The sequence below is a fragment of the Bacillus sp. DNRA2 genome, assembly GCF_012843265.1.
Taxonomy (GTDB): Bacteria; Bacillota; Bacilli; order Bacillales; family Cytobacillaceae; genus Bacillus_BU.
Genome location: NZ_JABAIT010000031.1, coordinates 1 through 26,769, shown reverse-complemented (window position 1 = coordinate 26,769; position 26,769 = coordinate 1). Strand labels below are relative to the sequence as shown.

28 protein-coding genes, 1 pseudogene and 1 riboswitch are annotated in these 26,769 nt (G+C 37.7%); of the genes and pseudogenes, 9 read left to right on the top strand and 20 right to left on the bottom strand.

The features are described from left to right. Positions 1-12 precede the first annotated feature (12 nt). From mntR to HHO41_RS19525, 6 genes are all read right to left on the bottom strand, one after another. Complete coding sequence (gene mntR, locus HHO41_RS19550; RefSeq protein WP_169101850.1) at positions 13-444, bottom strand: transcriptional regulator MntR; 432 nt, start codon at positions 442-444, stop codon at positions 13-15. 76 nt (positions 445-520) lie between these two features. Further along, a complete protein-coding gene (locus tag HHO41_RS19545) occupies positions 521-2,692 on the bottom strand; it encodes a DNA topoisomerase III (protein WP_169101848.1) in 2,172 nt (723 codons plus the stop codon). A 152-nt stretch (positions 2,693-2,844) separates the two neighbouring features. Continuing rightward, complete coding sequence (locus tag HHO41_RS19540; protein WP_248278547.1) at positions 2,845-4,248, bottom strand: nucleoside recognition domain-containing protein; 1,404 nt, start codon at positions 4,246-4,248, stop codon at positions 2,845-2,847. Continuing rightward, positions 4,220-4,945: a FeoB small GTPase domain-containing protein gene (locus HHO41_RS19535; protein WP_169101846.1), complete on the bottom strand. Its 726-nt coding sequence runs from the start codon at positions 4,943-4,945 to the stop codon at positions 4,220-4,222. Before HHO41_RS19535 ends, HHO41_RS19540 begins: the two co-directional genes overlap by 29 nt. Beyond that, the gene (locus tag HHO41_RS19530; protein ID WP_169101844.1) at positions 4,935-5,189 is read right to left on the bottom strand and encodes a FeoA domain-containing protein; all 255 of its coding nucleotides are present in this window, start codon (positions 5,187-5,189) and stop codon (positions 4,935-4,937) included. The genes HHO41_RS19535 and HHO41_RS19530 overlap by 11 nt, the downstream gene beginning before the upstream one ends. 163 nt (positions 5,190-5,352) lie before the next feature. Beyond that, a complete protein-coding gene (locus tag HHO41_RS19525) occupies positions 5,353-5,637 on the bottom strand; it encodes a hypothetical protein (protein ID WP_169101842.1) in 285 nt (94 codons plus the stop codon). A gap of 379 nt (positions 5,638-6,016) precedes the next feature. Between HHO41_RS19525 and cspD the strand changes: the two genes are divergently transcribed. Continuing rightward, positions 6,017-6,217 carry a cold-shock protein CspD gene (cspD, locus tag HHO41_RS19520; protein ID WP_169101840.1) on the top strand — a complete coding sequence of 67 codons (201 nt, stop codon included), beginning with the start codon at positions 6,017-6,019 and terminating at the stop codon, positions 6,215-6,217. Between the two features lie 70 nt (positions 6,218-6,287). On the opposite strand, the gene HHO41_RS19515 is transcribed toward cspD, so the two are convergent. Both HHO41_RS19515 and HHO41_RS19510 read right to left on the bottom strand, forming a co-directional pair. Further along, positions 6,288-6,473 carry a zinc-finger domain-containing protein gene (locus tag HHO41_RS19515; RefSeq protein ID WP_481747106.1) on the bottom strand — a complete coding sequence of 62 codons (186 nt, stop codon included), beginning with the start codon at positions 6,471-6,473 and terminating at the stop codon, positions 6,288-6,290. A 15-nt stretch (positions 6,474-6,488) separates the two neighbouring features. After that, positions 6,489-7,145: a reverse transcriptase-like protein gene (locus tag HHO41_RS19510; protein WP_169101836.1), complete on the bottom strand. Its 657-nt coding sequence runs from the start codon at positions 7,143-7,145 to the stop codon at positions 6,489-6,491. A 123-nt stretch (positions 7,146-7,268) separates the two neighbouring features. On the opposite strand from HHO41_RS19510, the gene HHO41_RS19505 reads away from it, so the two are divergent. Both HHO41_RS19505 and HHO41_RS19500 read left to right on the top strand, forming a co-directional pair. After that, positions 7,269-7,664, top strand: coding sequence for a reverse transcriptase-like protein (locus HHO41_RS19505; protein WP_169101834.1), 396 nt, complete (start codon positions 7,269-7,271; stop codon positions 7,662-7,664). 55 nt (positions 7,665-7,719) lie between these two features. Beyond that, the gene (locus HHO41_RS19500) at positions 7,720-8,637 is read left to right on the top strand and encodes a DMT family transporter (protein WP_169101832.1); all 918 of its coding nucleotides are present in this window, start codon (positions 7,720-7,722) and stop codon (positions 8,635-8,637) included. A 29-nt stretch (positions 8,638-8,666) separates the two neighbouring features. Here HHO41_RS19500 and HHO41_RS19495 read toward each other — a convergent pair whose 3' ends face one another. Together HHO41_RS19495 and HHO41_RS19490 are read right to left on the bottom strand one after the other, a co-directional pair. Continuing rightward, positions 8,667-8,948, bottom strand: a complete 282-nt coding sequence (locus HHO41_RS19495) for a DUF6123 family protein (protein WP_248278546.1) — start codon at positions 8,946-8,948, stop codon at positions 8,667-8,669. 29 nt (positions 8,949-8,977) lie between these two features. Continuing rightward, entirely contained in the window at positions 8,978-9,463 is a 486-nt protein-coding gene (locus HHO41_RS19490; protein WP_169101830.1) for a divergent PAP2 family protein, read from the bottom strand. A gap of 108 nt (positions 9,464-9,571) precedes the next feature. On the opposite strand from HHO41_RS19490, the gene sspL reads away from it, so the two are divergent. Then, positions 9,572-9,712 (top strand): small, acid-soluble spore protein L, encoded by a 141-nt coding sequence (gene sspL, locus HHO41_RS19485; protein WP_169101828.1) that lies wholly within the window; start codon positions 9,572-9,574, stop codon positions 9,710-9,712. Between the two features lie 283 nt (positions 9,713-9,995). On the opposite strand, the pseudogene HHO41_RS22820 reads toward sspL, so the two are convergent. Then, positions 9,996-10,427: pseudogene (locus HHO41_RS22820) on the bottom strand (cupin domain-containing protein); the annotation flags it as partial. A gap of 703 nt (positions 10,428-11,130) precedes the next feature. On the opposite strand from HHO41_RS22820, the gene srtB reads away from it, so the two are divergent. Further along, positions 11,131-11,844: a class B sortase gene (srtB, locus tag HHO41_RS19470; protein WP_169101826.1), complete on the top strand. Its 714-nt coding sequence runs from the start codon at positions 11,131-11,133 to the stop codon at positions 11,842-11,844. Next, positions 11,841-13,283, top strand: a complete 1,443-nt coding sequence (locus HHO41_RS19465) for a carboxypeptidase regulatory-like domain-containing protein (RefSeq protein ID WP_169101824.1) — start codon at positions 11,841-11,843, stop codon at positions 13,281-13,283. The genes srtB and HHO41_RS19465 overlap by 4 nt, the downstream gene beginning before the upstream one ends. Positions 13,284-13,385: 102 nt before the next feature. On the opposite strand, the gene HHO41_RS19460 is transcribed toward HHO41_RS19465, so the two are convergent. The 8 genes from HHO41_RS19460 to HHO41_RS19425 all read right to left on the bottom strand — a co-directional run bounded on the left by HHO41_RS19460 (position 13,386) and on the right by HHO41_RS19425 (position 22,049). Beyond that, entirely contained in the window at positions 13,386-13,808 is a 423-nt protein-coding gene (locus HHO41_RS19460; protein ID WP_169101822.1) for an Hsp20/alpha crystallin family protein, read from the bottom strand. 12 nt (positions 13,809-13,820) lie between these two features. Further along, positions 13,821-14,063, bottom strand: coding sequence for a spore germination protein (locus HHO41_RS19455; protein WP_169101820.1), 243 nt, complete (start codon positions 14,061-14,063; stop codon positions 13,821-13,823). A 20-nt stretch (positions 14,064-14,083) separates the two neighbouring features. After that, positions 14,084-14,374: a spore germination protein gene (locus tag HHO41_RS19450; protein WP_169101818.1), complete on the bottom strand. Its 291-nt coding sequence runs from the start codon at positions 14,372-14,374 to the stop codon at positions 14,084-14,086. Between the two features lie 189 nt (positions 14,375-14,563). After that, positions 14,564-15,460 (bottom strand): 5'-3' exonuclease, encoded by an 897-nt coding sequence (locus tag HHO41_RS19445; RefSeq protein ID WP_169101816.1) that lies wholly within the window; start codon positions 15,458-15,460, stop codon positions 14,564-14,566. A gap of 110 nt (positions 15,461-15,570) precedes the next feature. Further along, positions 15,571-15,756: a hypothetical protein gene (locus tag HHO41_RS19440; protein ID WP_169101814.1), complete on the bottom strand. Its 186-nt coding sequence runs from the start codon at positions 15,754-15,756 to the stop codon at positions 15,571-15,573. A gap of 47 nt (positions 15,757-15,803) precedes the next feature. Continuing rightward, positions 15,804-19,460 (bottom strand): dynamin family protein, encoded by a 3,657-nt coding sequence (locus tag HHO41_RS19435; protein ID WP_169101812.1) that lies wholly within the window; start codon positions 19,458-19,460, stop codon positions 15,804-15,806. Positions 19,461-20,142: 682 nt separating this feature from the next. After that, positions 20,143-21,456 carry a nucleobase:cation symporter-2 family protein gene (locus tag HHO41_RS19430; RefSeq protein WP_169101810.1) on the bottom strand — a complete coding sequence of 438 codons (1,314 nt, stop codon included), beginning with the start codon at positions 21,454-21,456 and terminating at the stop codon, positions 20,143-20,145. Then, positions 21,453-22,049 (bottom strand): xanthine phosphoribosyltransferase, encoded by a 597-nt coding sequence (locus HHO41_RS19425; RefSeq protein WP_169101808.1) that lies wholly within the window; start codon positions 22,047-22,049, stop codon positions 21,453-21,455. The genes HHO41_RS19430 and HHO41_RS19425 overlap by 4 nt, the downstream gene beginning before the upstream one ends. A 126-nt stretch (positions 22,050-22,175) precedes the next feature. Then, a riboswitch (purine riboswitch) is annotated at positions 22,176-22,277 on the bottom strand. Positions 22,278-22,710: 433 nt separating this feature from the next. Here HHO41_RS19425 and HHO41_RS19420 point away from each other — a divergent pair. From HHO41_RS19420 to HHO41_RS19410, 3 genes are read left to right on the top strand one after another with little or no spacing between them, the layout of a single operon-like run. Continuing rightward, positions 22,711-22,866, top strand: a complete 156-nt coding sequence (locus HHO41_RS19420; protein ID WP_169101806.1) for a cytochrome c oxidase subunit 2A — start codon at positions 22,711-22,713, stop codon at positions 22,864-22,866. Positions 22,867-22,893: 27 nt separating this feature from the next. After that, the gene (locus tag HHO41_RS19415; RefSeq protein WP_169101804.1) at positions 22,894-23,370 is read left to right on the top strand and encodes a cytochrome c oxidase subunit II; all 477 of its coding nucleotides are present in this window, start codon (positions 22,894-22,896) and stop codon (positions 23,368-23,370) included. Next, a complete protein-coding gene (locus HHO41_RS19410) occupies positions 23,370-25,022 on the top strand; it encodes a b(o/a)3-type cytochrome-c oxidase subunit 1 (protein WP_211171241.1) in 1,653 nt (550 codons plus the stop codon). Before HHO41_RS19415 ends, HHO41_RS19410 begins: the two co-directional genes overlap by 1 nt. Before the next feature lie 53 nt (positions 25,023-25,075). Here HHO41_RS19410 and HHO41_RS19405 read toward each other — a convergent pair whose 3' ends face one another. After that, positions 25,076-26,581: a carboxypeptidase M32 gene (locus HHO41_RS19405; RefSeq protein ID WP_211171240.1), complete on the bottom strand. Its 1,506-nt coding sequence runs from the start codon at positions 26,579-26,581 to the stop codon at positions 25,076-25,078. Between the last annotated feature and the right edge of the window lie 188 nt (positions 26,582-26,769).

The following is a 26,769-nucleotide window of genomic DNA, read 5'->3' as shown; positions in this document are numbered from 1 at the left end:
AAAGTCAGACTTTTAATTGGATTCATTATGAACATTTTGCTTTTGGACATGTAGTAGAGCCTGTATTCTTTTTTGATCCTCTTCGAAAAATTGGACTAAATCACCGACTCGGTCAATTGCGTCCCAACTTAAATGATGCTCGATCCCTTCAACATCATGGTAGATATTTTCTTCCTTTACACCAATTATACGTAAAAACTGCTCTAGCAACTCATGACGGTAAAGCAGGCGCTGTCCAGTTTTATGACCTTTCTTTGTCAAAACCAAACCTCTATATTTTTCGTAAACGAGATATTCATCCTTATCAAGCTTTTGGACCATTTTCGTCACAGAAGAGGGGTGGACAGAAAGCGCTTCCGCAATATCAGAAACACGAGCGTAGCCTTTCTCTTCAATCAGTTTATAAATTTGTTCTATATAATCTTCCATGCTTGGTGTCGGCATCCGATACCCTCCCAAAATCACATATCAATGAAAATTTTACTATAAGTGGCAAAGGCTGACAAGGTAAAGCAGAATGTCAGCCCCTATCTTTCATAGGTTGTTCATCAAAAATAAACACGAGTTTGTGTTGCGTCATATCATATGACAGCTTGGCATTAAACGTTTTTTCCTTCCCCGTAAATCCCTCAATTACATCCGTCACACCATCTTTTAACAGCTTTTTTATGTTTTGCTGGGTAATCGTTTTACCGAGAACCTTTTTAGAAATGGTAAATGTACACTTTGTTTTATTGTAATTAGAGCAGCCATAGAACGTACCTTTATCAATGATAGCCCCATCGCACTTTTTACAAGGTCCTAGCTTGGTCACACGCCTTTGCTTCGTTTCCCTTGGGACAAAAGACTGCTCATCCTCCTCAGAAAAAAGCCAATCAAGCGATTCACTTGAACCTGCTTGAATCAAATGAATAACCATTTTGTTTGTTTGCTCCATAAATTGTTTTGGAGAAGCTGTGCCTTCTGAAATTTCCTTCAGACGTTGCTCCCACTTAGCCGTCATTTCCGGTGAAGCCAAAATTTGTTTTCCGACAGCAGAAATCAGAATTTTTGCCTTAGCAGTTGCATATACGAGATTCTTTTTTATGTCAATGTATTTTCGATCCTTCAACATTGTAATAATACCAGCGCGGGTCGCTTCAGTACCTAAGCCTTCAGTCTTCATCAAGACCTTTTCCAATTCCTTATCCTCGATATGTTTTCCGGCCGTTTTCATTAAGGTGATTAATTGACCTTCAGTGTAACGTTTTGGCGGTTGTGTTGCACTTTCCTTTACCTCAACTTTTTTCACTATTCCATGGTCACCTACCAGCAAATGCGGTAGTACAGGTTCTCCGTCCTTCTCTTTATGAGGTATAACTTTTCGCCAGCCTTCTTCAAGATCCACTTTTCCTTTTGAAATAAATTCAGCCCTGCCATCAACAAGTGTTTTAACCGTTGTATACTCCGAAATTGCCTTTCCATAGTGTGCGGCAATTAGGCTCCTTACTATCATGTCGTATAATAACTTCTCATCACTGGACAACTTGTTTACATTTGGAACTTGCTCCGTTGGAATAATTGCATAGTGATCCGTTACCTTTTTATCATTTACATATCGTTTATTTTCGGCAATCGATTGAACCGGCAATGGAAATAGTTCTCCGTACTCGTTTAATGCAGCAATTTTCCTTAACGTTTCACCGAAGCCCTCAGCCTCACCTTTGGTGACGTGTCTAGAGTCAGAACGAGGATATGAAACAATACCTTTTTGATAGAGTTTTTGCAAAACATCTAGAGTTTTTTTGGGTGGAAATTTAAATTTGCGGTTGGCATCTGCTTGAAGAGCGGAAAGATTATATAAGAGTGGGGGTAAAAATTCCTTTTTCTCAGCCTTGACTTCAGCAACTTCTGCAGCTTTATTTTGGCAAAATGACGCAATCTTTTCTGCCATTTCTTTCGTTTTAATTCTTGTTTCTCCATCTTTTTCCCATTTTCCGTTATACTTTTTCCCAACTATCAAGAAATTAGCTTGGACTTCCCAAAACGGTACGGAGACAAAATTTTCAATTTCATGTTCCCGTTTCACAATCAGTGCAAGAGTTGGCGTCTGGACCCTACCGACAGAAAACACATCCGAGAATCCTCTTTTTTGTAATAGCAAGCTATAAAGGCGTGAGGCATTCATTCCCACAACCCAATCAGCACATGCTCTAGTATATGCTTCAAAGTACAGATTACGGGTTTCTCCTTCGGTTAGTAGCGACAAAAAGCCATCCTTGATTGCTTTAGGTGTTAGAGATGAGATCCAAAGTCTCTGCATCGGCTTTCGGCAATTAGTCAAACGAAGGATGTTTCGAATAATTAATTCACCCTCGCGTCCGGCATCCCCCGCGTGAATAATGGATGTAACTCTAGGATCATTAACCAATTTTTTAATTATACCAAACTGCTTGGCTTTGTCCTTTGTTACTTCATATTGGAATTGCGCAGGAATAATCGGCAGCGTATCTAAGGACCATTTCTTCAAAGTAGCGTCATATTTCTCAGGCGATACTAACTGACACACATGCCCTACTGCCCATGTGACAAAAGCGCCATTAGTGAAAATTTCATTCGGCAGTATTTCAATAAAACCCTGCTGTTTTTTCATTTTAAAAACAGACGCCAGCGTTAAGCCCTGGTCCGGCTTTTCAGCAATAATGAGTTTCATCCGTCATACTCCTAACTTAAAGATTCATAAGTTTATTGTAAGGATAATTCGACATGAGCGCAAAAGAAATTTTTTTAAAATGAGGTGCTCAAAAAAAATCTTCTCATCCCGCCATTTACTTTTGACTGAAGAGAAGATGAAATCTTTTCCTTTTACACCCACCCAAATATTTTGGCAGTCTCAGCAATCAAAAACGTAACAAGAATCGCGATAATCGTTGGTATAAGAAAAGAGGCGAACGTCCATTTTAGATTTTTCGTTTCTTTATAAACATTGATCAAAGTTGTGCCACATGGAAAATGCAGTAGTGAAAACAACATCATATTCAAGGCTGTTAGCCAAGTCCAACCATGTTCGATAAAAATCTGCTTTAAATCACTGATTCCGTCTACTTCAATCATGGCACCCGTCGATAAATACCCCATAAGTAAAATAGGTAGGACAATTTCGTTTGCAGGTAAGCCAAGAATAAAAGCCATCATAATATATCCATCCAGACCAAGCGCCTGGCCAAATGGGTCTAAGAAATTCACCATGTATAAAATTAAACTTTGACCACCGACATCAATATTAGCTAAAACCCAAGTCAAAATTCCCGCAGGTGCAGCTACCTTAACCGCTCGAACCAATACAGACAGCGAACGATTTAATGATGCCCTAATGACTGTATCAAAAATTTTCGGCTTACGATAGGGTGGAAGTTCGAGAGTATAGTGCGATGGTACACCTTTTAATAAAGTTTTTGAGAGAATCCAAGAAACAACAAAAGTTACGAAAATTCCAAATAAGACCATCGCAACAACAACGGATGTCGTAACAAGCACCGAGGCTCCTCCAGTAAAGCCCGCTGCCATAAACAGCGATGATAAGATAATGAGCGTTCCCCAGCGGCCATTGCAAGGTACAAAATTGTTAGTGATGATAGCTAACATCCGCTCTCGCGGTGATTCGATAATCCGAGTAGACATAACTGCTGCTGCATTACATCCAAATCCCATCGCCATTGTTAACGATTGCTTACCGTGGGCACCTACCCGTTTAAACAAGCGATCAAGATTAAAAGCCACTCGCGGTAAATATCCGTAATTCTCCAGCAAAGCAAATGCCGGAAAAAAAATTGCCATCGGTGGCAGCATCACACTAATGACCCAAGTGGTCCCACGGTAGAATCCGAGTACAAATAGACCATTCACCCAGTCTGGAGTACCGATTGAAGTCAAAGCAAGGCTAATATATCCTTCAACCCAACCAAAGAATTGAGCAAGCAGCGAAGAAGGGACATTTGCACCTGCAATCGTTAAATAGAACAAGACTCCCAGCATCGATAACATAATCGGAAAGCCCCAAATTGGTGATGTAAAAATTGCATCAAGTTTTTCAGATTTTGTATCTACTCGTTGTCCTTTATAGATAACAATTTCATTAGTTAACTGTTTACTTTTGTGAAATATCACTTCAACAAATCGGTCACGCATATCTTCTGTAGAAAGTTCACTTGCTAGTTGAAGTAGATTTGTTAAACTTGTTTCAATTTGGTCGGGGCTTTGATAATTCAAAACGAGCACCTCCACTTCTCTCCAAAAGCCGATTTTTCATTTCTTCAATTACGTTTATATCACCATCAAGTAAGCGCAGCGCAAGCCAACGGGTTGGATACTGATTAGCTAAAATTGCGTTAATCTCCCGCTCTAGTTTGTTTATTTTCAGTTCCGTTTCATCATCATATGTTAATAGATTAGGTGTACAGGTAATGGCACCAGAAATTAACCGATCAATAGTATCAAGTAGAATGTTGATCCCGACTTTATTTCGGGCAGATATTTTAATGACTGGAACTCCCAGCCTTGTCATCAGCTTATTTTCATTAATGTGGATGCCGCGAATTTCAGCTTCATCGATTAGATTGATACAGACGATAACATTCCTGGTCATTTCGAGCACTTGAAGGACTAGGTTCAAATTTCGTTCTAGTGCAGTTGCATCTACAACCACAATGGTAATATTCGGTTTTTCAAAGACAATATAGTTACGAGCTACTTCCTCGTCTAGCGAGTTAGAAAACAGGGAATAAGTTCCTGGTAAATCAATTAAGCTATAGCGAACATTCTTATAATGAAAATGCCCTTCTTTTAGTTCAACAGTTTTTCCTGCCCAGTTTCCAGTATGCTGTTTTAACCCGGTTAATAAATTGAATAAAGTGCTCTTACCTGTGTTTGGATTTCCGGCAAGTGCAATCTTGAAGTTAGTCCCCATCAATTACCAACTCCCCGAAAATTTTTTGACTTTCTTCCATTCTTAAGGCAATGATGGTGTTGCTCACCCTGTACGCGGTCGGATCGCCAAGCGGGCTTTTTCGTTGCACCTCAACAATGGCTCCTGGTACAAAACCCAAGTCTAATAATCTCCTACGCATGACACCATCGATGGACAAGTTATCTATGCGGATAAGATCCCCTTTATCGGCTTCATATAGATTGAGTATCTTTAAATTATCCACAACTATTTCCCCCAGTCTATTTTTTTTACCTCACGCAACTTTTTCTGTATAGTATGATTTATATGCGATTGGAGTTAATCATTTTATTAGTTAATGAAAAATTTTTTCTAAAACATAAAAAAACCAGCCGTATTCTGCTGGTTTTACGTGTTTAGCTCAGCTATTAATTGTACTTTTGGATCGTTTGGTTTTGTTGGACATACCAATTCTCCTTTGGTACAACAGCTGAAATGATTAAGATGAGCGAAGGAATTTTCTCAACCCTGCAAACAATCATGCCAATTTTTTCATTCATGATGACAAACGAGTCCCCATGGCCATATTTATCCAGGGCGCTTCCTATTTGTAGTAATGGAGCAATTATCGCCTCTCTTTCTTCCTTCTCAATTGATAGATGTGGCGAAAAGCGAACAATCCATTTTTCTTCTTCGATTGATATCCGAAACATAAAACCCCTCACCCTCATAGATCAATAACTACCTTTTTTGATCTTTTTCTAAATGCAAGCTGTAATATTGGTTGCACTGTTGAGAAAATTCCTATTAAAATGGAACAACCTTCCTATTTTTTTATTATACTATGCAAGCCTTGAATTTAAAATCTGATTTTTCTTTATTTTCAGTAAATATTTTGTCCGATGTTGTCACAACAGCATTTAAAGCGTTTACATCTCTTGACTGAAGCTATATTCTCATGTATATTAATAACATCATCAACTGAATTAATTCCCGGTTTTGTAAAAATAAACCGTGAATAATTCCGTTCTATGATAATATTTATCTTGGACACTAGCTTGTGTCTTGAAAGGCTTAGGAGGATATCGAATTATGCAAAACGGTAAAGTAAAATGGTTCAACAATGAAAAAGGCTATGGTTTTATCGAAGTTGAAGGTGGAGAAGATGTTTTCGTACACTATTCAGCTATTCAAGGCGAAGGCTACAAAGCATTAGAAGAAGGCCAAGAAGTATCTTTCGAAATCGTTGAAGGTAACCGCGGGCCACAAGCGGCAAACGTGGTTAAACTTTAAAGAACTATTAATAATAAAAATACACAAGGCTGGCGCTTGCCAGCCTTTTCTTGTCCAATTTTATCCCCAATTATGAAAGTCTATTCCCATAACTTTTGATTTTTTCACCAACCGTACATTCCTTTATACAAAAACGGTGGGCCTTTCTTCTCCCTTGATTCGTTTTTATATGTTCATGCAGAAAACAGCCATCGCAGTAGTGTTTCATCAGCTGCTCTACCTCTTGAAATAGTTGCTTTCGCATCAAAAAGTTCATTCCTTTCAAGGAGAATTAGATGATTTGCATTTTGCTTTGGACCATTTTACCCTCTAAAGCCTGTGACGCTAACTTATCTGCCTCTTTATTTTCATTACGCGGTATCGGAGTGTATTTTGGTTTGATTGCTAATTTCGCAATCTTTTGTTCGATCCGATCAAGCCAGCGATTTAAGTCTTCCTCATAGCACGGCCATTCACCTTCAAGTTGCTTTAAAACCACTTGTGAATCACCTTTAAATTCACAAGGTAAACGATGAACGCCCATTTCTTCTAATATATTTAATGCATAATAAAAAGCAGCATATTCCGCTTCGTTATTTGTTTCCATTTCATCAAATATCTCATTAACACGGATTCGGTACTTCTTTTTCCCTTGATGATAGTATATCACCACACCGAGACCAGCTCGATTGGTTTCTTTTTGGAAACCACCGTCAAAATAAACCAATATATCATTCGCTTCTTCTTCTGCTTCTGTTAATAATTTTCGCAATTGTTTTAAATTCCAATCTGTTCCCATTTCATCATAAAAGGTAATATCAACAGCCTTTCCAGACTTTTCTAACTCCTCCCCAACCTGTAAAGCAATTTCCCCATCTAATAGCTCCGAGTCAAATTGAACTGTTGGAATTCCCTTCCCCTTATATTTCCATTCAAGTTTGTATTTCATTTATAATCCCCTTCCTTCTATTTCTATTGTAAAATAACAAATATCAAAGCATTCCTTTACCTGATAGTCAACTTTTTATGATACACTTACCATTAGTTTACGCTTAATTGGAGGAAAATTACATTGTATGAAATCTATATCGATGGAGCAAGTGCCGGGAACCCTGGTCCAAGTGGTGCAGGAATATTTATAAAAGGAAATAGTGTCGCCCTAAAATTCGCTATTCCACTTGGAATAATGAGCAATCATGAGGCTGAATTTCAAGCCTTTATTCAAGCATTAGAAATATGTATTGCGAATGGATATAAGGTGGTTTCGTTTCGAACCGATTCTGAACTCGTCAATCGAGCGGTCGAAAAGGAATTTGTGAAAAACGAGCATTATGCTCCATTATTGGAAACAGCACTAAAGCTTTCAAAGCAGTTCGATTTATTTTTCATGAAATGGATCCCGTCTGCACAAAACCGCCAGGCTGATGAACTAGCTCGGTCTGCAATTAGAAAGAATGTACAGGAATAATTGCCTTAATCATAAAGATATCATTATATGACAATCCAATTTTCGGAGTGGTTTCATGAGAAAATCAATGTATGCAGATCTTTGCCTGATGTTTGTTGCCCTCGTTTGGGGAGCAACCTTTGTAATCGTGCAAAATGCCATTTCATTCTTGCCCCCGTTAGCCTTTAATGGAATTCGGTTTTTTATAGCTGCCATTATCCTTGGTACTGCACTTTATTTATTTCAGCGGGAACAATTGGCCTATTTTAACCGCAAGCTTTTGCTAGCTGGAGTCAGTATGGGCTTTTGGCTATTCTTAGGTTATGCAACGCAAACAATCGGGTTATTATATACAACCTCATCAAATGCCGGATTTATTACCGGTCTATCAGTAGTACTGGTACCAATGTTTTCAGTCGTTCTACTAAAGCAAAGACCACAAGCAAATGCCCTATTCGGCGTCATTTTAGCGACATTGGGCTTATATTTGTTAACAATGGTTGATTCGACAAGTTTGAATATTGGCGACTTTCTTGTACTTCTGTGTGCAGTAAGTTTTGCGTTACAAATAATTGTCACTGGTAAATATAGCTCTTCTAATCCTACTTTACTATTAAGCGTGGTGCAAATTACCACTGTTTCAATTTTTTTCCTGATTTCCGCATTTTTGTTTGAAGATTGGCAAAAAGCATTGCAGCCGGCTATTATTTTTAAAAGTGATGTGATGATCGCCCTCTTGGTTACAGCAATTTTTGCTACTGCGCTTGCATTTTTTGCCCAAACAGCTTTTCAAAAATATACAACAGCAACCCATGTTGCCTTAATCTTTGCACTTGAACCAGTGTTTGCCGCTATAACCGCTTTTTTCTGGGGTGGTGAACGCCTCTATGGCAGCGCGATATTGGGATGTTTTTGTATTTTTATTGGAATGATTTTTGCTGAATTGCCGATGAGGAGAATGTTTAGGTATAACAAGCGGAAGAGGACTGCATGACAGACAAAAGGCTGACAATGTCAGCCTTTTTATATCGCAATTAATTCATTTTCTTTCACAAAAAGAATCGCTTCTTTTCTTGTCTTCACTTCATTTGCGGAAAATGTTTCTAACAGCGAGATGAAAAAACTGCCCTCAAACTGCCGTTGGGCTTTTAATGTTAATTCAATCGCTGTAATCACTAATTCATCAGAGGAGCTCGTATAATGCTGACCAAAATTAATAAAACCAATCGCATCCTCTTGGAATTGAAAACCCTTTCCCTTCAAGAAGCTAATGTATTCATCTACCGTTTGCACTGACTCGACCAACCCTCTCCCTGCAACTAAATACCTATTTATCATAGCTTAAATTTCGACATTTTTCTATCGTTTTTTCCTAAGAGATAACCTAACGCACCTGTTAGGACGCCAAATACTGCACCACCAATCACTTCTTCTGGTTCATGTCCAAGTACCTCTTTTAGTTTTTGCGGTGGCTTTTCTGTAAATTTTACACTTTTATCTTGATTAATTTTATCAACAAGTTCATTCAAGTCGTTCACTTTCAAGGTTAATTCACCTGCTTGCCTTCTGACACCTTGAGCATCGTACATGACAATTAATCCATATATAAGCGACAATGCAAAATCAATTGTGGGAAATCCTCGTTTTAAGGCAATATACGTTGTTAGTGACGTCACACCTGCAGAGTGTGAACTAGGCATACCACCGGTTTGGAAAAATATTTCCGGTTTCCATTTCCCTGTTTTTTGATAATGCAGCGGTATCTTGATAGCTTGGGCCAGTCCCATGCTTATTAATGCAATGATTACACCTTTATTCATTATGTTCACCTCGGTTTTATTGTGATGAAATAGGAGTGGTTTTATTCTGAATGGGTACAGTATAGGTATGTTTAGTTATTACCATTCCAAGGGTTGGAGGTGAATGAATTGGGTAGACAAAGACATAAAAATCGTGGAACAAAAGCTCCAGGTGTCAATCCGCAAGGCTATGGACAAGATGCTGAGTTTTCTGAAGAACCAAAAAGCCAACTGGAAAATAAAGCGAAAAAATCAAATACAAAGCGATAAAAAACGCGCAAGGCGCCTGCAAATCGGAGATTTAAATAATGGCTGTGTTAAAGCTAAGTATTGATATTTCACAAGCTGATTGGAGCGGAAGGCACGAAGACTCCTGCAGGAGTAGCTTGTATGGGAGACCCCACAGGCGCGAATGCGCCGAGGAGGCTCCCAACTAGCCCTGCGGAAAGCGAAGTGCCTGCAGCGGAAATCAACATTCGTGTTTAACACAGCCTAAACAATAAAAAACTGCCGACAATTATTTTCGGCAGTTTTATTCGAGAGCATAAATGAACTAACGATGATGGTGATGGGCTTCTGCGGCCATCGCATCAGACTTTGTTTTGTGAACAGTACCCTTAGGATGTTGTGGTGGTGCATAAATAGAATATAACTTCAAAGGAATATTACCTGTGTTGATCACATTATGCCAAGTTCCTGCTGGCACCATAATCGCAAAATCATCACGGACAGTTTTTCGGTAGTTCAGCTGATTTTTACGAGGTCCCATCTGAACAATACCTTGCCCCTGTTCAATTCTCAAGAATTGGTCCAAGTTTGGATGAATTTCTAAACCAATATCCTCGCCCACACCGATGCTCATCAAAGTCACTTGCAAATGCTGTCCAGTCCACAACGCTGTCCGAAAGTTGTGATTTTCCTTAGTAACTTCGTTAATATTCACAACGAATGGATTTGGTCCATAATCTCTTAGTTGTAGTTGTCTACCATCAATTGAATATTTTAACATTTCCAATCGTTTTGCATGTTCGATTTCATCAAGACAAATATAAAGGAGAACGTCACCTACTTGGGAATTATGAGCTGAGTAACAGGTATTTCGATCACCTTGGTACTGTTTGATTTTTTCCTTATATCCAATTTTCAGACCTTCCTGGTACGTTTGGAAAGGAATTGGATCTATTTGGACATTTACTTGATGTCCAGTTATTGTGCGATAAAGATGGTCCAGTTGGTGAAAATGAGCTTTTTCATCTTCTAAAATCTGAAGAATGTCATCACAATGGGATTGATTTGGGGCGTAATCAACTAAGCGTGTATAAAAATCAATCGCAGCAGCTTTTCTTTTCATTCCTTTATGCAATATTTCATGCAATCCTAGATCACCATTATATACAGGGTACTCATTATTCACTTTCAGGTTGTTTTGATGATTCATATTCATGTAAACATTACCTCCGTTACTTCCACTACAGGCATATATATGCCACATATTTTATTGCTGTGCAAAAATCACAAAAGTAATGAATCGGAAAAATCGGAATATTCACCTATCCGACCTGTTGTTATCCGAAGATAACTCTTGAATAAGAAAAATAGAAGTTTATAATTAATTACTAGGAAAGTCATTATTTGAAAATTACTTCTATCTTTTTAAGGAGGTGATTTTAATTTTTAGAAAAATGTTTTTGATTTTAATCACGTTTATTGGCTGTACTGGTGTAACTTACTCAATTTATTCTATTTCTAACCAACTTAACGAATATCATGAATCAGCCAGTAAATACGATGGACTCCGAGAAATTTACGAAAAATCCGCCAAAGCATCATCGCCTCAAAATACTCACGACGAACTGCAAAAAATTAACAAGGATTACGTTGGCTGGATTGACATCTCGGAAACGACCGTCAACTACCCAATTGTTAAAGGAGGCGATAACGAATTCTATCTGACACATAATTTTTATCAAGACACTGATTTTGCTGGAGCAATCTTTATGGATTCTCAAAATTCAAGTGGAACCCTCGACAAGAATACCATCATCTACGGACACAACATGAAGGACAAAAGCATGTTTGGCAGTCTGCAAAACTACCTCGACCAAGACTTCTTTGAAAAGCATAAGAATGTAACAATTAAAAACCTCAATGATCATACATACATTTGGGAAATATTTTCTGTCTATGAAACCACCAAAGTTGATTGGATGAAAACGCACTTTGAAAATAATTCCGATTTTACAGCCTTCCTTAAAACAATTGAAAATAGATCTATCATCCAATCCAAAACTGAGATTAAGGAGGACGATACCCTTCTTACATTGTCTACTTGCACAAAGAGCAATGACGATAGACGATTGATTATTCATGCAAAATTAAAAAAGGGGAGAAATGTAAAATGAAATTTCGAATCAAGTTAATAGTTCTACTTTCATTTTTATTTTGTTTTCTCATCTCACAAACAACTTTTGCTGAAGATTCAGTTTTGCAAATCAACGTTACAACAGATAAGCAAACATACAACGAAGGTGATGAAGTCACCTATAAACTCAGTGTAACCAACACATCAAATTTAATCGCAAAAAATATCGTTGTAACTAGTACGATTCCTGAGGGATTAAAAGTAACTAGCCCAGAAACAACAGTCGAAGGAAACAAGGTTATCTGGAACCTGGAAAAAATCAATCCTACCAGCAATGCCAACTTAGAATTTAAAGCATTAATTCAAAAAGTGGAAAACCCAGTTACGCCTCCACCAACCAATGTAGATAATACGGTCGTAAAACCAATCCCTATTACCGCTACAGCAAGCAGTACTGCACCTACAACCGGGGATGACACAAACCTTCTTGGTTTCTATGTACTGTTAGTTTTTTCAGCTGGAATCCTAACCGTTGGTATTCGAGGTCTTAAGAGAAAGAGTATAAAAAATGAATTAACAGCTTTATTCATATTAGCGTTACTTCTTCCTTCTTCTTCAGCCGTTAATGCTCAACCAGCAACAGAGTCTCAAATAGCTACTGCTTCCTTCTCTCATAAACTGGTCGTCAACAATAAAGAATATGTTGTTACGACTACTGTAGAGGCTACAATGGAAGAACCACCAGCTCCGGGAACAGTTTCAGGAACCATTTCAAATGCGATTGATGGAGAATTTGTTGATGGTCTCACACTTAAATTCCGTGCTGGTGAAAATAACACAACTGGTGAAGTATTACAAACATTAACTACCAATGCCGACGGGTATTATGAGGTTGTACTTCCTGAAGGAATATATACAATTGAAATTAGTGGTGAAGGCTTCATTACAACCACAAAAATTATTCAAGTAATTGGAGAACAAATCGTAGGTGACCAAAATACTGCCATTTCGCCAGTATTTGGAGAAGGACTTCGAGTGGTGCTAACTTGGGACGGACAACCGGAAGATTTAGACTCTCACCTGAACGGACCTACAGCAGATGGAAATCGTTTTGTTGTTTATTATAGTAACGATAATTATACAGATGCACAGAATGAAGTTTATCTTGACCAAGATGATACTGATTCATTTGGACCTGAAACAGTGACTATAATTAAACATATTTCTACTGGTACCTATGTCTATGGAGTTCACAAATATACTAATGAAGAAATTAATGATCAGGCGTTGTCAAATTCAGGGGCAAAAGTTGAGGTGTATAACGGAAATAGCCTTCTAAATACATTTTATGTGCCAGCAAATCAAGATGGTAATTTGTGGAGAGTGTTTGAGGTATACAACGGAGAAATTCATCCGATAAACCAAATCCAATTTTATGAAGATTTCAATAATGAGGTAGACTTATTGCCAATACCTTAGTTTTAGTGATTTCTCCATTTAGGTGTGTATTATTGCAAAGATGATAAATGGGAATGAAAAAGGGACACATCAGCCCTTTTTCATTTTTTTGTATTGAAATAATCAAATGAAGCTGATTGGCTCAACATTCCGGGGGTATGATATCTGAAGCAAACCATTATTCATTTGAATATGCATATACTGTGCATGTGTAGCTTCGGGAAGATCAATTATACGTTCAAAATCCCCATAGACCATTTCCCGTTTTATTTCTTTTTCTAACGCTAGCAATGGTTGAATTTTTCCGCTTATTTTTAATTGTGTATGAGAAATTAAGTTAAGTGACAACTCCTCCTGATTTACACCTGGTAGCTCGACAATAATAAAATTGTAATATTCATTTTGATATATATCTAACCTTGGTTGGTACTTATTTTCGATTGGAAACATATCTGGATATTTTTGTTCAAGCACACGAGTCCAAAAATCGGTTTTTTTATATTCGTTTGTAATTTCCAGCCATTTTCGAATTTTTTCGATATCCATTGCTATCCCCCTTTATAATTGGTTGGCGATTGGCATGGATGGATTGCCTATTTGATCCTGATCACTTACATCTGCATCCCATTGACTTGAGTTTAGTACAGCAGTTGACGGTGAAAAATCACCTAAGGAAATATTAGCCCCAATGAACTTGCTATTGGCAGTATGACTGTTATGCACAGTTGGACCAATATCAATATTTCCGTTTTGATTAGCTCCATTGACTTTCAAACTAAATATATTAATTTGATATGGCATACAAAAATCCCTCCTTTTACCTAGATTGGTGGTAATGGTGGTGGTGGTATTGGCGGTAACAGTGGCTCCTGTGCATTCATATAAGCATTATCATTTGTGCCAATTGAAGTTTGATCGTTCACATCCGGATCATTTAGTAAGTTTTCCATTACGGCCTCTGTCGGAGAGGTATCACCATATGATGCGTTCATACCTTGAGATTTGGTATTGGAAGTAGGACTATTATATGATGCTTCGCCTATCGTGATGGATCCATTACCCGAGATACTATTGATTTTTAAATAATGTAAATTGATAACAACTGATGGCATTTGATAACACCCTTCTATCCCTTTTCATATCTTATCGGTACTATATGCGTTTAAGTGCCTATAGGTGCGCTACGTTTATTGTGAAATTTCTGTTTAGCTCACAAACATCCACTGTTTATGAAAATAAATAAAAAAAGCTTATTGAGTGAATTGGAACACTCAATAAGCTTCGTAGCAGTTGTTATTATTTTATCCAGCGAATTGTTCATCAAAATTAAGAAAGCGATGGAGTCCGCGCATTTCTAGTTCGTCAAATTTCGTGGAGACTTTCTCATGGTCAATCTTAAGTCGTGCCTCATTTAAATTGTGGGTTAATGGAACATCACATTTAATCTCTGCTAACTTTCTGCTTAAATAAAGCATGTCTAAATCCTGCTCTATTTTCGATTTTTGAGATTTAGATATTTGATGAAGATTGGCTACTATTCCTTCAACGTCGTCAAATTGTGTGAGAAGTTTTAATGCTGTTTTTTCGCCAATTCCCTTTACGCCAGGATAGTTATCGCTTGGGTCACCCATTAGCGCTTTTAAATCAATCATCTGTCTTGGGGTAATCCCTTTTTCCTCAAAGAAAGTATCCTTCGTATGAACGAGGTAATTTCCAAAGCCCTTTTTTAGTAATATAACGAATATATGATCATCAAGAAGCTGCAGAATATCCTGGTCACCTGTTAAAATGTGGACGTTAGCTTCATTACTCATGTTTTTCGCAATTGTTCCAATACAATCATCAGCCTCAAATCCAGGAATACCGATATTTGGGATATCAAAAGAAGCCACGACGTCTTTTACTAAATCAAATTGTGGTATTAGTTCAACTGGAGCTTCTTGCCGATTTGCTTTGTATTCAGGGAACATTTCTGTTCTAAATGTTTTGCTTCCCATATCCCAGCAAACAGCAACGTGGGATGGTTTAAATTTTGATACAGCAGTTAGAAAATGTTTAACGAATCCATTGATTGCATTGGTTGGTAATCCTTTTGAATTAATCATAAATTGTCCTGTCACGGCTGTTGCAAAGTATGCGCGAAATAATAAAGCCATTCCATCGACAAGCATTAAGTCTGGTTTACTGTTAGTTTGCATGTATTAGGTACCTCCAAAATTGAGTAACAGTGTCATTATAACACGTTTGCTACCTTGTGCAGAATGGTAAAGTTTATGGTGATGTTCCTATGACCTTTACACATTGCAAGTTAACCTTTAAGCTTGTCTTCTTTTTCCAGCAAACGCTGCACGTTTTCCTTTGGTTTCCAACATTGAAACCGATAATGAGGCTGGGTTGGATAACCCAGCCTGCTGCAATGATAATTCATTCCTGAAGACAACTTTTCAGTACGAAAATGAATACATGTCGCACATGCATGAAACCGATTTGCCATACTCCTCACCTGTCACTTCTACGAATGTTTCATTTGTTACAATTTACTTAATGAATATCACGAATCTCTTTTTCAATTTCAAGAAGCTCTTCAATTGGGAATTCATCGCTGAGAGAGGCAATGATTCCTTTATAATATTCATCTATTTGCACCGTAATATGGTCGATTAATTTAACAGTTTCCACTTCAAGCGCTTGTAGATAGTACGCTTTAGCTTGTTCTCCTTCAACTTGCAAATATTGTTCAGACGGATCTTGAAGGACTCTCTCCAATTCCTCCTGCATCAATTTTTTCTCATTTTTCTCAAAGAATGCTTTGGCATTTTTATAATAGGTTAGTGCCTTTTGAAACAGCTTCAAATCAAGTGCTTGGAAGGCAAGTTCAACCTGTAAACCATCCAATTTTTCCGGTTCAAACAAACTGAAGGATAAATTTTGATTTCTTTCCTTAAGCTCTGATGCCAGCTGCTGAGAACGCTCTTTTAAGAGCTTATTGATATATGCCTCTAATCTTAATGTCGTTGCTCTAATTTCCTGTGTAAAATCATACCCAATAGCCTCTATCAACTCATGTAAGCAATGTTGCAGTGTTTTCTTGATATTCCGGCCATCTTCCTTCAGTACTGCCGGGCTAAAAGATTCCTTGAAAAAGTCGCCAAATCGGAAGAATACCCTTTGTTTAATATAGTAAAGAAGTTCATCTGCTTCTTGTACTAATCGTTTTTTCATGAAATCAGCATTTTGCTGCTGAATGAAGCTGTGAACTTCCTCATGCTCAGAAATTGCTGCTAAGCGTTTTCGTTCTTTAACCGACTTATCTTCCTGGGCAGATGAAATCATTTGCTGCAGTATTTGAACCGTCCGAGCATGCTCAGCTTTCGCAGCATCGACAACCATTTCCTTTAAATCTCCAGAAATAAAGTGGTAAAATGCCTTTTCAAAGATATTAATCCGTGATTTATTCGAGTCAAGTTGACCCATTTTTTCCTGAATCGCTAAAAGACTAGAAATGGCAAACATACTAGGCTTTCTGATTCCATAGCTAACCAATTGGTCCTTCACATAATCGATTACCTGAGCCATTTCTTCATCACTATTCGCTAAATCAATGGCATTGATAATAAAGAACATCTTATCTAGCTCAAAGGTGTCTTTTACACGTCCTAATTGGATTAAGAATTCTCGGTCTGCTTTCGAGAATGCATGATTATAATAAGTGACAAATAAAATCGCATCAGACGATTTTATATATTCAAAAGCAACATTTGTATGACGTGCATTGATTGAATCGGCCCCTGGTGTATCAACAAGGGTAATTCCTTCCTTCGTGAGTGGACAATCGTAGTACACATCAATCCATTCAACCAAACAAGACTTTTCTTCCATGGCAACAAAATCTCGGAATTCAGTTAAATCTGTTTCAATGATCTGGCCTAGGCTCGCTTCATAATTCGCATAACCGTTATTAAACGCTCTTAAGAAGGCGTAGTGAACCTTACTATAGGCATCTAAATGTTCTTCTGAACCTAAAATCTTAACAATTGACTTCAATGCATCAGCAAAATCTCTTGCACCAGAATCAAATACTTCAAGCGAGCGTCTAACATCATCTAACAATGTATCTGGATTCTTCAGCTTAACTAACACCGTTCCATGGTGATGATTAGCATCGATAGGCTTAATACGATTGATTGCAGCCGTAGTTGGGTTTGGAGATACTGGTAAAATCTTTTCACCGATTAAGGCATTCGCAAACGATGATTTACCAGCACTAAAAGCACCAAATAAGGCCACAGTAAATTGCTGACTTTCAAGTCGATCAGCACGATGTTTTAACTCAACAGAAACTTTTTCGAGTCCTGGGACTGATTTAACTTTGTTAGCAGAAAGTCGCAAATGTGAGACAATGCGCTCAATTTGGTCTTTGGACACAACTTGTGTTGATGTATCTTGTTGTTCCTCCACTGCTGCATTTGCTTCAGGCTTAGTTTCTTCTATTTCTTTATTTTGAAGTGAATCCCGAATAATTTCTACGTCTTCTTCAAGAGCCGCTGCTAAACTTTCAGCTAAGTTCTTGTATTTCGTGAAATCCAATTCTTCATTAAGTGCTGAATGAATTGTTTGCTGTGACTGCTCGTGACGATCAAACATGGCAGTTAATTGATCAACAGCAATTTGCCATTCTTTTAGTTGCTCCAATTCTTGATTAACGTCAGCCATGGCAATCGCATTTTTTCGTTTAAGTTCTTGTAAGTATAACTCTTTCCACGTAGACATAGAATTTCTTGACAATCTTTTGATAGAATTGACAACATCGTTTGTATAGTTTAAAACATACTCTCCAGAAAGCATCGCCCCTGGCTTAAGATTACTTTCTAATAATTCATAAGAAAACGCGACGCTTATGGATTGGGCAGCTTCCATCAACTCTGGCTTTTCGGCATTATTGTCTTTTAATATCCTCAATGCCAATTGGCGTAAATGCCATTCCACTTGTGATTTGACACGGTCAGCAAGCTCAACATACAAGCTCTCACGTCTTTGAGTTCGCTCTTGTTCAGTTTTGTTTTTAGCAAAAAATAACCCTACTTTGAAGTTCGTTTGACAAGATTCAATGTATTGCTTTGCAAGCTCACGTGTTTGAAACGGCATGATATAGGCATTATCAAGGATTTCATCCACTTCATCGTTAATATCCTGACTTTTTTGCTCAACTTGCGCATGTAACTGCTCAAGTACTTTTTCAATTTGATCTATTCTTTCCTTTAGCCCTAAACGTTCTGTTTCAGTGATATCTGTTAATTTATCTTCGAGTGCAGCAATTGATGCTTCATCCTGCTCTTTAATGATTTTTATGTGATCGTTTGTTAATTTAATTAATGAATGTAAAATAGTGACTGGTAGAATTTCTTCACGATGGCTAATCTTTTCATGAAGCAATTCCTGTAATTCAGGAAATTGATTGTGTTGATTTTCTGGAAACTTCAGTGATGTGTATAAAATATGTTCTGGTCTTACTCCCCAGGATGCAAACGACTGCTCGACACTTTCTTGGAAGCCGTCGAAACTCAGCTCCTCATCACGATGTTTATCGACTTGATTAATTACTAGGCATAATTGCTTGCCTGCTTGTGTTAGTTCTTTAGTAAATAGGAAGTTTACTTCGGATTGGACATGATTATAATCCATTACATAAAAAATGAGATCGGCCAGATGAAGTGCTGACTCGGTTGCAATACGGTGGGCATCATCAGTAGAATCAATCCCCGGTGTGTCCATGATGATGACGTTGTTTGGAAGACTTGAACTTTGATGGCTAATTTCGACTGCTTCAATTTCATCGCCATCTTTACAATATGTCTTAACCTTTTCATAATCATATGGTGCTAAATAAACTCGAGGTTTCCCTTTTTTAAAGATAACTTTTGCATATTCATCACCCGTTTTAACCTTTACGAGATTAGCACTTGTTGGTATCGGGCTTGAAGGTAGAAGATTTTCACCAACAAGACGATTTATCATAGTTGATTTACCTGCGGAAAAGTGACCGCAAAACGCAATTGAAAATTCCTGTTTACTTAGCTTTTTAGCTAGCTGCTCAGCACGATGAGCTGTTTGTTCATCTTGATTTTGTTTAAAAAGGTCGTACAACACCGCAATCTTCCCAAGTAAAGATTGCTCCTTTTGTTCGATAATTTGTACCATAATAATTCCCCTTGTCCCCCAATTATTCTATATCCTACTATTTTATCCGATTTTTCTAACTTTTCCTACAAAAAAGTATTTGGCAGAAAAAAACAAAGGCCTGAGTCTAATGACCCAAGCAATTTATGATTGTTATTTAATTTGGGAGGGTTTTGCCACGTGATTAAGTACATGCTTTACGACAATAGAGTAGACAACAACCGTTGAACCAATTAAAACAGTTAACATATGTAGCACCACCTTTTGGTGAATGTTAATGATAATCATTTTCAATCATTATGATAACATGACTGATAACCATTTTCAATACTGTTTTTAATTTTTCGAAACTTTTCATATGTAAACGAACAAAAAAAGCTTCCCTCAGCATGAAGGAAGCAAGGACGTTTTGAAGAAGTTGTTGTGCACTCTTATTATAAGCCGCTTACACCGATTGGTCACGATGTAAACATTGCCAATTAATTAGTTACGCCTCGTGTTTGTGCCAAATTGATTTTGTACCTCAATAATGATTTTCTTTTCTGCCAAAACACCACATACATCACAAACTATCATTTCATCATATAATAAACGGCATTCATCACAGTAATATTTTTCCATATCAAAGTCCACATCCAGTCAAATATACGGTTTGTTATTTATATTCGTTTCAAACCATTTCGTGACAAATGAAGGTAGAATATTAAACGACTTTTTGCTTCGAAATATGAGTAAGCTTATATTCATGTTTGTTTGATTTTAACACGTTAAAAACAACATTCAACATAATCGCCATTAAACTGCCTGCAACAATTCCGTTGTCGGTTAAAATTTGTACGTTCTCAGGTAATTTGGCAAATAAATCAGGAACTGCAGTAACACCAAGTCCCATCCCAACCGAACATGCAATGATCAATAAATTTTCCTGTGAAGCAAAATCAACAGCGCTTAACATTTTAATTCCGTAAGCAATTACCATTCCAAACATTGCAACCATAGCCCCACCAAGGACTGGAGTTGGGATCACAGTTGTTAACGCACCAATTTTCGGCACCAATCCCAGCATGACTAGAAACCCACCTGCAACAAAAATTACATTTTTACTTTTTACACCCGAAAGCTGTAAAAGTCCGACATTCTGTGAATAAGTAGTATAAGGGAATGCGTTAAACAAGCCACCAAGTACAATTGCCATCCCCTCAGCTCGATAACCATTTGTTAAATCCTGATCCGATAGTTTTTGTTTACAAATATCCGAAAGTGCAAAATAAACGCCAGTAGACTCTACTAAACTTACTAATGCCACAAGTGTCATCGTCAATATTGGTGTGATTTCAAAACTAGGTGTGCCAAAATAAAACATTTGTGGCAAGTGCAACCAAGAGGCATCACTTACCGCAGAAAAATCAACCTTACCCATTATAAGAGCAACAATCGTTCCAAAAACAAGTCCAACTAAAATAGAAATAGAACGGATAAAGCCTTTAGCAAATTTATATAGAAGGAGAATGAATCCAAGAGTCCCAAATGCCATAACAAGATTCTCATAGGAACCAAAATCGCTACTGCCCTGACCACCGGCCATATTATTCATCGCAACTGGAATAAGTGTGATTCCGATAATCACCACAACAGAACCTGTTACAACTGGTGGGAAAAAGCGCGCCAACTTCCCAAAGAATTTCGCAATAATAACAACAACCAATCCAGAAATAATAATTGAACCATAAATAGCAGAAATACCGTACTGGCTACCAATTGCAATCATAGGTCCTACCGCTGTAAACGTACATCCAAGCATAACCGGTAATCCAATCCCGAAAAAACGATTACGCCAAACCTGAAGAATCGTTGCAATCCCGCACATTAAAATATCAATTGATACTAAGTAAGTTAACTTTTCACCGGTTAAACCGATTGCACCTCCAACGATTAACGGAACAATAATTGCCCCTGCATACATTGCTAGAACGTGTTGAAGTGCCAGTGAGGCAATTTTCATTGGTTGCTGTTTCATGATACTATCTCCTCTACATTCTTCTTATTAAATGTAACTTGCCCATTTGTTAACGAGTGTAGCTCAGCCAAGGATTCTACTCGATATCCAAGATTTCTGAGGAGCTCGCCACCTTTTTGAAATGATTTTTCAATGACGATGCCAAAACCAACAACTTCACATTTTGCCTGTTTAGCTATTTCAGCCAAACCTAATGCTGCTTGACCATTGGCAAGAAAATCATCAATGATTAACACTCGATCTCCTTCCAATAAATATCTTGCTGAAACTGAGATTTCATTCGTTTCTTGTTTTGTAAAAGAATGTACTTCACTCGTGAGCAGGTCTCCAGCCAGAGTTAAGGATTTCCGCTTCCGCGCAAACACAACGGGTACCTCCAGTTTCAAAGCAGTCATAACTGCTGGAGCAATTCCGGAGGATTCAATTGTCAAAATCTTAGTAATCCTATCTCCCCTGAATCGGTTGGCAAATTCAACACCAAGTTCCATCATTAGTTCTGGATCGATTTGATGGTTTAAAAAAGAATCTACCTTTAAAACCGATTCGGAAAGAATCATTCCCTCTTGTAAGATTTTTTGCTTTAGTTTTTCCACTGTAATCCTCCACTAATATTTTATTTTGGAATAAAAAAAAACCTAAAGGAAGCTCACTCAAAATATAAGTGAGTCCAACCTTTAGATTTAGATACAAATAAATAAATAAGACCAACATCAACGGTCCTGGTTGTATGACTCACTCATAGTCGGACTTTTTACGGAAATCCGGTAGAAACTTGCGGGCCATATCCCCACGATTATATGAGTGTTGTAATCTATTTAATTATATGGAGATATTATATCGAGATAATATCGTTTTGTAAACAAAAAACCAAACGTTTATTTAAAAAAACATAGAATTGTTCGTGTTTTCATTTTCCCCGAAAAATGAACACGTTTTTTCCCCCATTACAAGGTTTTTCGTCACATTTATTAATTGGCAGTAATTTCAACTTTGTATACCACTAGAAAACATTTCACATTCTTCCAAAATCGGACAGGTTTTTCACATTTAGTTCACACTTTATTCACAGTTTCTTCTAAATTCAAGTGATATAAATCACTATTATATCAACTTTACACTATTATCATGGTGTTTACTTTAGTATTGAACATTTTGTGAACTCGTTCAAACTATATGGAATATTCTCTATTGTTCGGTATGATGTAAGTGTAATCATTAATTATTTCAAAATTGTGAAGAGGGGAGTGAGCGGATATGGCGAAAACGGAACTTGGAAATAAAACTAATGCTCCAATTAAACATGAAGAAGAATCACAATTAAAAGGTACATTAGTTTCCGTTTTCTTAGTCGCGTTAGTCCTGATCGGTACTTGGGCCGGAGTTTATTTCATGTATGTAACACGTTTGTAGTAGAAGAGGGAGAGGGGAAATAAAGCCATGCATATCCATAAGTTTGAAAAAGTCTGGCTTACATTCGGTATTGCAATGTTAATTGTATTCCTATCAGTAATTGGAGTAAGCGCTTTTTATTTGGGGAATCAGCCACCTAGCTGCTTGAATACAATTGACCCAGCAAAAGTTGATACAACTAAACCGTTTGATAAACCAGGATTACACAAAGTTGAAGGAAAAGAGTGGGATTACGAATTAGTAATCGTAGCATCAATGTTCAACTATAATCCAGGTGCTGTTCAAATTCCAAAAGGATCAAAAGTGAAAGTAATGGTAACGACCAAGGACGTTATTCACGGTTTTGAAGTAGCAGGAACAAACGTTAATATGATGGTTGAGCCTGGATTCATCAGTGAATATGTGGCAACATTCAACAAAACTGGTGTATTCACAATTTTATGTAATGAATACTGTGGCTCAGGTCATCACATGATGACTTCGCAAATCGAGGTGGTTCAATAATGAATATTTCATCAGTGTTAAAGGTTGATCGTCGCGATGCAAAATTAGCAATGGCTCACTTCTATGTTGCCTTTACGGCTCTAGCAATTGGTGGTCTTGCTGGTTTATTACAGGTTTTAGTTCGTTCAGGTAAATTTACTTTGCCTGCTGGTATTGGATATTATCAGGTTTTAACTGTACATGGTGTATTACTTGGTCTTGTTTTAACAACATTCTTTATCATGGGCTTCCAGCATGCCGCATCCAGCTATTCTTCCGGAACATATTCAGCCGGAGTTCGTAGAACTGCTTGGATTGGTTTCTGGATTATGACAATTGGTACAGCAATGGCTGCTGTAATGGTTTTATTAAATCAAGCTTCTGTTCTATATACTTTCTATGCACCATTACAAGCACATCCGCTTTATTATCTCGGCTTAACTCTCGTTGTTGTGGGAAGCTGGATCGACGGTGCAGCAATTTGTGCTACATATGTTAAATGGCGTAAAGCAAATCCTGGCAAAACAAGTCCATTGATGCTTTATATGTCATTAGTCAATACAATGCTTTGGTTCATCGCAACAATTGGTGTTGCTGCTACAGTTCTTATTCAATTATTACCTTGGTCATTATCATTAGTGCCAACTGTAAACGTTTTAGTTAGCCGTACACTATTCTGGTATTTCGGTCACCCGCTAGTATATTTCTGGCTATTACCTGCTTATATGGCATGGTATGTGGTTATACCAAAAGTTATCGGTGCAAAAATCTTTTCAGATTCATTAGCTCGTCTATCTTTCTTACTATTTATCTTATTCTCATTCCCAGTAGGGTTCCACCACCAGTTAACTGAACCTGGTATTGACCCAGCTTGGAAGTTCTTACAAGTAGTATTAACATTCTTAGTAGTTATTCCATCATTAATGACAGCATTCTCTTTATTTGCAACATTTGAAACCTTTGGACGTTCAAAAGGATCAAAAGGATTATTTGGATGGGTTAAAATGCTTCCTTGGGGCGATGCACGTTTCGTCGTACCATTTATCGGTATGCTAGCCTTCATCCCTGCCGGTGCAGGTGGTATGGTTAACGCATCTCACCAAATGAACCAAGTAGTTCACAACACTGTTTGGGTAACAGGTCACTTCCACTTAACCGTTGCAACAGCTGTTGCGTTAACATTCTTTGGTGTGGCTTACTGGTTAGTACCACATTTAACTGGTCGCATTCTTACTAAAGCTATGAATAAATTATGTATCTTGCAAGGTGTGCTTTGGGCAGTTGGTATGACATTCATGTCAGGTGGTATGCATGCTGCTGGTTTACTAGGTGCACCACGTCGTTCTGCTTTCTCTGATTATGCAGGTTCAGCTCAAGCTGCTGAATGGGTACCTTACCAAATTGCGCAAGCAGTTGGTGGTAGCATCCTATTTATCTCAGTCATTCTTATGGTATACATTTTCGTTCGTCTTGCGTTCTTCGCACCTAAAGGTGAACAAGAATTCCCAATGGGTGAAGTTAACGAAAATGCTGATCCAACACCTGCAGTATTTGAAAACTGGAAAATTTGGCTTGGTGTAGCAGCATTATTAATCATCTTTGCTTACACTGTACCATTAACAGATATCATTCAAAATTCACCTCCAGGATCACCAGGATATAAGCCTTGGTAATTCGGGATTGCTTTAAAAAAGTCTCTTCGGAATTTTCCGAAGAGACTTTTTTGTCAAAATGAATAGATTTGATTATATTTCTCTTTTAAATAATCAATCAAATATTTCGCATTTAAGTTTTCACCTGTCACATCCTGTATGATTTCAAGGGGTTTTTTCATCTTTCCGAATTGATGAACGTGAGTCGTAAACCATTCACGAATTGGTAATAAGTTACCACTAGCTAAAAGCTCCTCAAAGTTTGGCAAATCTTGAACAAGTCGATGCTTAAATTGAGCCGCATACATATAGCCTAAAGCATAAGACGGAAAATACCCAAAACTACCGCCTGCCCAGTGAACGTCTTGTAAAACCCCTTCCCCGGCATGTTCGGGCCGCACTCCCAGGTACTCCTCATATTTATCATTCCAAATTTCCGGGAGATCCTTTACTTTTATTTCATCGTTAAATAATCCTTTTTCAATCTCATATCGAATCATGATATGTAATGGATATGTTAATTCATCCGCTTCGATTCGGATAAGTGAAGGCTTTGACTCGTTAATAGCTCTGTAAAAATCAAGCAAGGTAACCTGATCAAACTGCCCTGTTGCATGTTGCTTTAGCAATGGATAATTATTTTTCCAAAAAGCAAAATGACGCCCAACAAAGTTCTCATAAAATAACGACTGTGATTCATGAATTCCCATGGAGGTTCCGTCACATAGGGGCGTTCCAACCAGCTCTTTTGAAATATTTTGCTCATACAACGCATGTCCGCCTTCATGAATCGTGCCAAATACTGCGGTCCGGAAATCAAACTCATCATATTTCGTCGTGATGCGTACATCCCCAGGATTAAGGCCGGTGGCAAAAGGATGGACCGTTGTATCCAAACGGCCTGCTTGAAAGTTATAGCCCATCTGCTTTAAGATTTGAAGACTTAGTTCTCGCTGTCGTTCTTTCGGAAACTGCTTAAATAAACAATTTGTCTGAGGAGGATTTTTAGTGCCCGAGATTTTTTTTACAAGTGGGATGATTTCAGTTCGAAGATCGTCAAATACATGATCTAGAACCTCAACTGTCATGCCTGGTTCATAAAAATCTAGTAACGTATTATATTTGTTACCTTCATAACCCCAATATTGGATAAACCGTTTTGTGGTTTCAACAAGTTTTTCTAAATATGGTAAAAACATTTCAAAATCCTGCTTCGCTTTGGCCTCTTCCCAAACATTTTCTGCTTTTGATTGAAGGATGACATATTGTTTATATTCGTCCGCGGGAATTTTTTTATTTCGATCATATTCCTTTTGACATTCTTCAAGGATCTTTTTTGTCATATTTGTTAGATTCTGATTTGATAGTGCTTCAATAAAATACGCCATTTCTTTCGATGTAGACATGGCAAATACATCAGATGATAAAATACCGATTACTTCTGAACGCTGCTCTACACCCTGTTTTGGTGCGCCTGTTCTTAAATCCCAATAGATAAGACCAAGTGCTTCGTTGTAAGCACTCATTTTTTTTACATAATCAAGGAAGTCTTTTTCAATTTGATTGGTAGTAACTGTCAAGAATGTTTCCTCCCTTATCATTTTCTTACCATTTTAACACAATCATGGTAAAGATAGACTTGATATGATTGGAAGTGAATTCAAAGGCAAAAATAGAGTAGGCGCATGAATTACTCATGCGCCTCTCACAGTTCCGTACGTGCGGGTCATCGCATACGGCTCCTCCATAATTATCCCCGTTGGGGATG

What these genes read in the sequence shown, in the direction of transcription:
- mntR (WP_169101850.1), bottom strand. Translation starts at nt 444, where the DNA reads ATGCCGACACCAAGCATGGAAGATTATATAGAACAAATTTATAAACTG.
- HHO41_RS19545 (WP_169101848.1), bottom strand. Translation starts at nt 2,692, where the DNA reads ATGAAACTCATTATTGCTGAAAAGCCGGACCAGGGCTTAACGCTGGCG.
- HHO41_RS19535 (WP_169101846.1), bottom strand. Translation starts at nt 4,945, where the DNA reads ATGGGGACTAACTTCAAGATTGCACTTGCCGGAAATCCAAACACAGGT.
- HHO41_RS19525 (WP_169101842.1), bottom strand. Translation starts at nt 5,637, where the DNA reads ATGTTTCGGATATCAATCGAAGAAGAAAAATGGATTGTTCGCTTTTCG.
- cspD (WP_169101840.1), top strand. Translation starts at nt 6,017, where the DNA reads ATGCAAAACGGTAAAGTAAAATGGTTCAACAATGAAAAAGGCTATGGT.
- HHO41_RS19515 (WP_481747106.1), bottom strand. Translation starts at nt 6,473, where the DNA reads ATGAACTTTTTGATGCGAAAGCAACTATTTCAAGAGGTAGAGCAGCTG.
- HHO41_RS19510 (WP_169101836.1), bottom strand. Translation starts at nt 7,145, where the DNA reads ATGAAATACAAACTTGAATGGAAATATAAGGGGAAGGGAATTCCAACA.
- HHO41_RS19500 (WP_169101832.1), top strand. Translation starts at nt 7,720, where the DNA reads ATGAGAAAATCAATGTATGCAGATCTTTGCCTGATGTTTGTTGCCCTC.
- HHO41_RS19490 (WP_169101830.1), bottom strand. Translation starts at nt 9,463, where the DNA reads ATGAATAAAGGTGTAATCATTGCATTAATAAGCATGGGACTGGCCCAA.
- HHO41_RS19465 (WP_169101824.1), top strand. Translation starts at nt 11,841, where the DNA reads ATGAAATTTCGAATCAAGTTAATAGTTCTACTTTCATTTTTATTTTGT.
- HHO41_RS19460 (WP_169101822.1), bottom strand. Translation starts at nt 13,808, where the DNA reads ATGGATATCGAAAAAATTCGAAAATGGCTGGAAATTACAAACGAATAT.
- HHO41_RS19455 (WP_169101820.1), bottom strand. Translation starts at nt 14,063, where the DNA reads ATGCCATATCAAATTAATATATTTAGTTTGAAAGTCAATGGAGCTAAT.
- HHO41_RS19450 (WP_169101818.1), bottom strand. Translation starts at nt 14,374, where the DNA reads ATGCCATCAGTTGTTATCAATTTACATTATTTAAAAATCAATAGTATC.
- HHO41_RS19445 (WP_169101816.1), bottom strand. Translation starts at nt 15,460, where the DNA reads ATGCAAACTAACAGTAAACCAGACTTAATGCTTGTCGATGGAATGGCT.
- HHO41_RS19440 (WP_169101814.1), bottom strand. Translation starts at nt 15,756, where the DNA reads ATGGCAAATCGGTTTCATGCATGTGCGACATGTATTCATTTTCGTACT.
- HHO41_RS19435 (WP_169101812.1), bottom strand. Translation starts at nt 19,460, where the DNA reads ATGGTACAAATTATCGAACAAAAGGAGCAATCTTTACTTGGGAAGATT.
- HHO41_RS19430 (WP_169101810.1), bottom strand. Translation starts at nt 21,456, where the DNA reads ATGAAACAGCAACCAATGAAAATTGCCTCACTGGCACTTCAACACGTT.
- HHO41_RS19420 (WP_169101806.1), top strand. Translation starts at nt 22,711, where the DNA reads ATGGCGAAAACGGAACTTGGAAATAAAACTAATGCTCCAATTAAACAT.
- HHO41_RS19415 (WP_169101804.1), top strand. Translation starts at nt 22,894, where the DNA reads ATGCATATCCATAAGTTTGAAAAAGTCTGGCTTACATTCGGTATTGCA.
- HHO41_RS19410 (WP_211171241.1), top strand. Translation starts at nt 23,370, where the DNA reads ATGAATATTTCATCAGTGTTAAAGGTTGATCGTCGCGATGCAAAATTA.